This window comes from Moraxella sp. I5G, assembly GCF_055193055.1.
Genome location: NZ_JBUXLH010000015.1, coordinates 50,329 through 56,857 on the forward strand (window position 1 = coordinate 50,329; position 6,529 = coordinate 56,857).

5 protein-coding genes are annotated in these 6,529 nt (G+C 35.5%); 1 reads left to right on the plus strand and 4 read right to left on the minus strand.

Going from position 1 to position 6,529, the window contains the following annotated elements; all coding sequences use genetic code 11:
* The first annotated feature begins 101 nt into the window (after nt 1-101).
* Entirely contained in the window at nt 102-911 is an 810-nt protein-coding gene (gene dapB, locus ACZBKJ_RS08550; RefSeq protein WP_463200613.1) for a 4-hydroxy-tetrahydrodipicolinate reductase, read from the plus strand.
* A gap of 497 nt (nt 912-1,408) precedes the next feature.
* Here dapB and ACZBKJ_RS08555 read toward each other — a convergent pair whose 3' ends face one another.
* From ACZBKJ_RS08555 to ACZBKJ_RS08570, 4 genes are all read right to left on the minus strand, one after another.
* A complete protein-coding gene (locus ACZBKJ_RS08555) occupies nt 1,409-2,581 on the minus strand; it encodes a Fic family protein (RefSeq protein ID WP_463200615.1) in 1,173 nt (390 codons plus the stop codon).
* 1,008 nt (nt 2,582-3,589) lie between these two features.
* Complete coding sequence (locus tag ACZBKJ_RS08560; protein WP_463200617.1) at nt 3,590-5,707, minus strand: DUF3631 domain-containing protein; 2,118 nt, start codon at nt 5,705-5,707, stop codon at nt 3,590-3,592.
* Nucleotides 5,697-6,035, minus strand: a complete 339-nt coding sequence (locus ACZBKJ_RS08565) for a CHC2 zinc finger domain-containing protein (protein WP_463200618.1) — start codon at nt 6,033-6,035, stop codon at nt 5,697-5,699. The genes ACZBKJ_RS08560 and ACZBKJ_RS08565 overlap by 11 nt, the downstream gene beginning before the upstream one ends.
* Nucleotides 6,036-6,193: 158 nt before the next feature.
* Nucleotides 6,194-6,529 (minus strand): hypothetical protein (locus ACZBKJ_RS08570; protein WP_463200619.1); only part of this gene is annotated, 336 nt, incomplete at its 5' end.

The window sequence follows — 6,529 nt, forward strand, 5'->3', positions numbered from 1 at the left end:
TGTTTTTATTTTAATAATAATTTTTTAAATGATGAATAATAACGTGGTAAAAAGCTAGAATTTCGGTATAATTTTACTATTTATATTTATTAAGGAAAAATATGGCAGCATTGGCAGTAGGTATTATGGGCGCATCTGGTCGTATGGGGCGTATGTTATTGGAAGCTGTTTTACAACACCCAAACACTAATTTAATTCATGGTTTTGTGCCTGGTTTTTCAAGTCTGGCAGGTGTGGATGCAGGTGAATTTATTGGTGCTAAAAAAGCAGGCGTACCATTATCATTATTAAATAAAGATGAGCTTGATGATGTAGGTGTACTGATTGATTTTAGCTTACCTGATGCTTTTGATGAAACATTACAATTTTGTTTAGAAACTAAAACCCCACTTGTGTTAGGAGTGACTGGATTGTCGCAGGAGCAAGAAAATCGCCTAAAACAAGTCAGCAGTACTCTTGCAATTGTTTATGCGGGTAATTATTCCACAGGTGTGAATTTATCGTTAAATCTTTTGGCAACCACTGCTAAAGTTTTGGGGTTTGATGCCGATGTGGAAGTCATTGAACATCATCATAAGCATAAAATTGATGCTCCATCGGGAACAGCTCTGATGATGGCAAATGCTGTTGCTAGTGCGCGTGGTCAAACACTTAAAACAAGTAGTATTTATGGCAGACAAGGCGCAAGTAAGCGTACGGATGGTGAAATTGGCATTCATGCAGTGCGTGGCGGTGAAATTGTTGGCGAGCACACGGTGGAATTTATTATGAATGGTGAAATTATCGAAATTACTCATAAAGCTCAATCGCGAATGACCTTTGCTCAAGGTGCGGTGCGTGCAGCAATCTGGCTGCAAAATCAGCCTGCTGGCTTGTATGACATGCAAGATGTTTTGGGACTTAAAGCCTGATATAAGGTGTTTTTAAACTTCTTATAATTCGATAGAAAACTGGCGAATGAAGTCGTAATAAAATATCAAAATTAATTTTTTATGATGCTTTGACTTGTTCGTCTTTTTATTTTGCAATAAGTTTATTTTAAATATAAATTTTCTAATTTTGATTTTAAGTAATTTTTTTAAATTAAACTTGGTATTTTTTAAAGCCATGATTGGTAAGCCTTTGGGGTGGGTTTGTTGGTATTAAAAGAGGGTGAACGACAATACCAACAATAATACCAACCAAAAAATCATAGCTTTCAATGGATAATAACAGACTACTAAAGATAACAAAAACCATCAAACCCAATAAAACAAAAGGGCTATCGTACGATGACGGACAGCCCTAGATTGTTGTTTGGTCAGTGGCGGACTACAAACACATAAGATAAAATATTGATTTTAAATAATTTATTTTTATCAATATTTTTTTATACCAGCAAATATACCAGTAAAAATAAAAATGACTCTTATAAATTAATTACAGTTTTTCCATCATATTCAATCAAAAAACCAAGTTCAATGAGCTTATTTATATCACGGTAAAATGTCCGTTCTGTCTTACCTTGATAGATGGTCTGCACGATGGGCAGACGATAGATGGCAGATGTGGTAATTGATGGCTCTGTTAGGAGCTGATATACCAAGCCAAATTGTCTGTCATTAATTTCTTTTTGAGCTTTGGCGGTGTTAAGTCTGCTTTGAAAGAGTAGCACGCTTAGTAGATGGTTGGTTTGGTCGTGTAAGTTGTTAATAGTGGTAAACATTGCATTTAGCACAAAGGCGATAAAGTCATGATTGGGGTTGTCCTGCTTGGCTTTGGCTGATTTTCTGCAATGATTAAACAAACTAAAATATTCGTGAATATGTTCTTGATAATACCGCCAAACAGCGGATGAACAAAAACGATAGCCCGCCTGCTCCAATAAAAGCATTTCAATCAGCCGTCCTGTTCGTCCATTGCCATCAAAGAAAGGGTGTATTAACTCAAAATAATAATGAGCTAGGCTCGCCCGAATGATGGCGGGTTGTCTCAACATACCATCACTATTTAGCCACTCTATCCATGCCTGCATTAGGTATTCAATATCATCTAGACATTTGGGCGGCTGGTAGCGTCCGCCATGCTCATCATTACCCACAAAGGTTTTTTGGTAGGGCTGGTTGTCCCTATATCGTCCTGTGGGATTGTGCTGTTCATCTAGGTTTTGACTTACCAAATAATGTAAATGAATGGCTGTATATGACTCTATGGACTGATTACCATAAGGGTTAAAAGGGGCGGTATGGCTATTTACCCAATGTATCGCCTGTTTGAGGTTGGTTAAACGTTTTTCAGCGGTTGCCTGTACAGTTTTAGGGTCTTTTTGTAGGATTTGAACGGTTTCTTGTTCACTAAATTTACCCCCTTCAATGGTATTGGTGCTGTAAATACTGCTTGCTAATACTTGCTCTTGTAACTGTCCGATGATACTCGGTAGGGTGGGGATTTTATTAAAACGTGCTTGTGCATCATTGATACGGTCCAACATGGGTGTTAAATGGTTGAGATTTGCCCCTAGTTGAAATGTAAAAACCCCTGATTTGTAGGTCATCACCCTAAGCGTGGTATCATCTAACCATGTTTTACTAAGTTCAGGCATTTTTTATCTCTATTTTTTGTCAGTGAAAATGTCAGAAGTTTTATATTTAAAATCAGTATCTTATACAAATTTTACTAAAAATAATGTCAGAAATTTTGTCATAATATCATGAAAAGAGTGATGACGTAAATAAGATGAGCGCAGGCGTGCTATTCATGCTGCCCTAACTTTTAATTTTGCGGTCCCAAGTATTTGGCTGGGGTGCGGTCATTTGAGATAAAACCTTAAAACTTTTTTACCACCCTATGGGTTATTGATTAAAACTGGTGTTTCATAATATCAAGGCGTATTTTTATCCGTTGTTTAGGTGGTTTAGCTACAAATAGCGTTCTTATCCATCGTGTATATTATCATCATGCATCAATTTTTAAGATGAGCAAACAAAGCCATTAATTAATTTTATAAATCATAAGATTAAAATTCAATCATTTTAGACGTAAAAATGCTACATTTGTAAATAAACATAGCATTTAAATTAAATTAATAATTAATCAAATGGAATGTCATTTACTGCATCAGGTTTTAGGTAATTTTTCCATATGGGGATAAATTGGCTTTTCTAAATTTAATATATTTATTATTTTTTATAATAAATTAATTAAATTATCTCACTTTTTAAAATAATATTTTTTGATACCTTGTTATATACCCAAAAACCCCTATTTTATCGGGAACATTTTAATAAAATCAATTAAAATCAATAGCTTATAAAAATTCTATCGGGAACATTATCGGGAACATTTTTAATATTTTAATAAAATCAATAAGTTATAATTATTTTATCAAAAATGTTTTATCGGGAACATCGGGAATATTTTAATAAAAATACTTATTTATTAACAAGTTATAAAAAATTTATATAGGCAACATTTTAGCTCTATACTTTCTAAATGTTCCCGATAGCAAAAAATAAATCGGGAACACTTAATTAAAATGTTCCCGATAGAATTTTTATAAGCTATTGATTTTATTGATTTGTTCCCTATGTTCCCTATGTTCCTCTTATTTTTAGGGTATATGGGGGGTGTCCCAAATCTCAATATCATCATCAATTTGTTTTGGTAGATATTTATTAAATATACTGATGAATTTTACTAATTCATATCCTTTTGTTGTACTATCACCAAAGCGATATTTTTCAGGTTTGATATTAAATGATTTTAATTTATTGGCAAGCTGGCGGGCAGTTAATGGCTGTCCGTTGTTATAGGTTTGCCAATTCATCATTGGGTCATTGTTTAATTTTTCCAATAACTCAACTGAACGCATACGCGGTTGATTGAATACTTCGCGTATATCCATTAGTAGTTGTTCATTTAAACTTAATTCCTTTTCTTGATGGCATAAGGATAAACACGCCTGCAATGCTTCATCATAAACACCTAACACATGGGCTATCTGTAGCAAGATATACCAGTTATCAAAATCACGGTCTGTAATATCAAGCAATGGTATATCTACTGCCTGTACTTTATGGGTATTATCTACCGCCCATCGTTTGATTCTTTGTTGCACTTGGTCGGTATAGGATTTAGTTAGGGTTTTACGATTTAGGCGTTTAATCTTATCATCTTTGCCTTTACGCTTCATATTAAAACGTATTGCACGACTGGCAAACGTACCGTTCATTTCGCCAATGCCACTAAATACCCTTGCACCAAATACGCTGTAATTATCTACTGCTCCGCTTTTATCCATGTTTACACGGGCAATATTACAAGCATGTATTGAATAACCAGCGTTAATTACTGTTAAAAGCTCTTTATTGTCCTTTAGGTAATTATCCACTTCGTCTAATAGTAATGTAGGTTTGTAATATTCCATAATCCGATAAAATACCGCTTGGCTTGGGTTTACTGTTTCATAAGGTTTATTTACCAAACGCCCAAATAAACCCAATAAGGTACTTTTGCCACATGCTTTTTCAGGTGCGGTAATCCATGCAATCGGTAGTATCTCGGCAATATCAGTTAGGTAAGTCATAATCACCCATAACACAAAAGCGACTTTATAAGGTTCTTCAATGCAAATATGTTCATTAATCAACGTATAAAGTTCTTTATATAGGGTTATACCATCTACAAATTCACCACTTGGTGTAATTTCAGGTATAAAATCGCCTTGCTTGCGTTCATTGACTAGGCAGGTTAATTTATCCTTAGGAATGCCAAAATGTTTTGATACTTTGCCTATGGCTAATAATTGTTGTAATTCTGGCAAGCGGGCAAGCTCATCAATGGCTTGTTTTAGTTTTTGTTCTTGTTCAACTAGATTGTCCATATAATCGTAATTGGGCGTATCATTGGGGTTGTCTGTGCTGTTTTGGTTTACTGGGGTGATGGTGGGTAAGGCTTGAATCATGTCTTTAATACCATTATCATCTTCGCCGTACTCATACCATGAATAAATATAATCGTAACAATCGCCTTTATCTGCTAAAGGCTGGTTATTGGGTAATAACACACCTGCAATATCCATCACGCTATGACTGATATTAAGCCCATTTAAGGCGGTGATTAGCTCATCTTGCCATTTATGCCCGCTGTCATCATTATCACGCCATAAGATACAATGACACCCCAATAATGGCGTTAAATCACATTTACCAATGGTGGTTGCTCCGCCTGTGGTAGTGGCTAATAGCCCAATATCTAATAAAGCATGCACGCATTTTTCACCTTCTACCAAATAAACCGTATCACCTTGATAAATAGGCTGTGGCAGATACAACGGCTTTTGGGTTAAATTTGGTTCGCCTAATTTGTATTTTTGCCCATCAAAATAAAATGGTTTAATCCATTTGCCTTTATCTGTATCAAAACGTACCTTTACAAACAATTCTTTGGGTGTGTCATTAATTGACTTTGTGATGTCAAGTTTTGACAAGTTTTGTTCGTAAATTTGTTTTGCTGTATCGCTCACGCCTGCGGTGTTGTCCATAGTGGCGTTATTTTGATGATTGCTTGGGTTGGGTGTGTTTGTGCTGTAGTAACGGTAAATAGCGGTTAAATGCTCATCTTTAGCTTGCTTGGCTAGTAACTGCTTATCATGGCTTAACGCCCATTTGATGGCTTTTTGTAAGGCTTCTTCATTAATATTTAGTTGGGTATTTGGATTAGTGTTCATTGTACGCCCCCAATTCAATCATAGCGGTTTGGTAGTTGGTGTTAGTCATTTGCATATAAAAACCAATTAAATTACCTTTGCTGTGGCAGGCGTGGCAGATAAACCGGCCATGTGTAGCATTGATAGATAGGCTTGCATGTTTATCATCATGAAAGGGGCATTTGTGCATACTCCAGCCATTACCTTTTAGCTTAAAACCAAAACGGGCGTATAAATCTATTGGGGCAGGTAGTAAATTTGGGTTAAATGTTCGCTTGTAATTGGGTTTGGTGGCATTATTGCGTTGATTTGCTGTTAATATCGTCTGTAATATGCTATTATTATGCATGTTTTTATTCCTTAGCCCCAATTTACCGTTGGGGCTTTTACTTTATGGATGCATCCAAATTTGGATATATCTAAATTTAAAAAAAAGACTTCCTAAGCCCCTAATCATCATCAATTAGGGGTTTTGGTGTTTATGGTTAAGGGTTTTAAATACTCGTTTTAAAACGAATGCTTGTTTTTATGCCACTCATTGAGTTGTTCGCTAATAGTGTATGCATAATCATCATAATGATTGGTATAACCGCCAATGGCTCTAAGTAACGATTTTTCGGTTATTTGGACTGGGCGGGTGTCTTGTTGGATAAGCCATATTAGATTAGTAACATCTTCTAAGATTTGGTTAAGCGTTGCTATACAGTCTCTAGCTTCAACAATATCTAAGATAGGGGCGGTGATGGTGTCGGTGATGGGTTTAGTACTCATGCGAATACTCCTTTTGTTTTTTGAGTTAAACACCCTAAAAATGGGTGGTGTGGTTTCACTCTCGGTACAAAA

Coding starts and splice junctions, on each gene's coding strand:
- dapB (WP_463200613.1), top strand. CDS start 102: ATGGCAGCATTGGCAGTAGGTATTATGGGCGCATCTGGTCGTATGGGG.
- ACZBKJ_RS08555 (WP_463200615.1), bottom strand. CDS start 2,581: ATGCCTGAACTTAGTAAAACATGGTTAGATGATACCACGCTTAGGGTG.
- ACZBKJ_RS08560 (WP_463200617.1), bottom strand. CDS start 5,707: ATGAACACTAATCCAAATACCCAACTAAATATTAATGAAGAAGCCTTA.
- ACZBKJ_RS08565 (WP_463200618.1), bottom strand. CDS start 6,035: ATGCATAATAATAGCATATTACAGACGATATTAACAGCAAATCAACGC.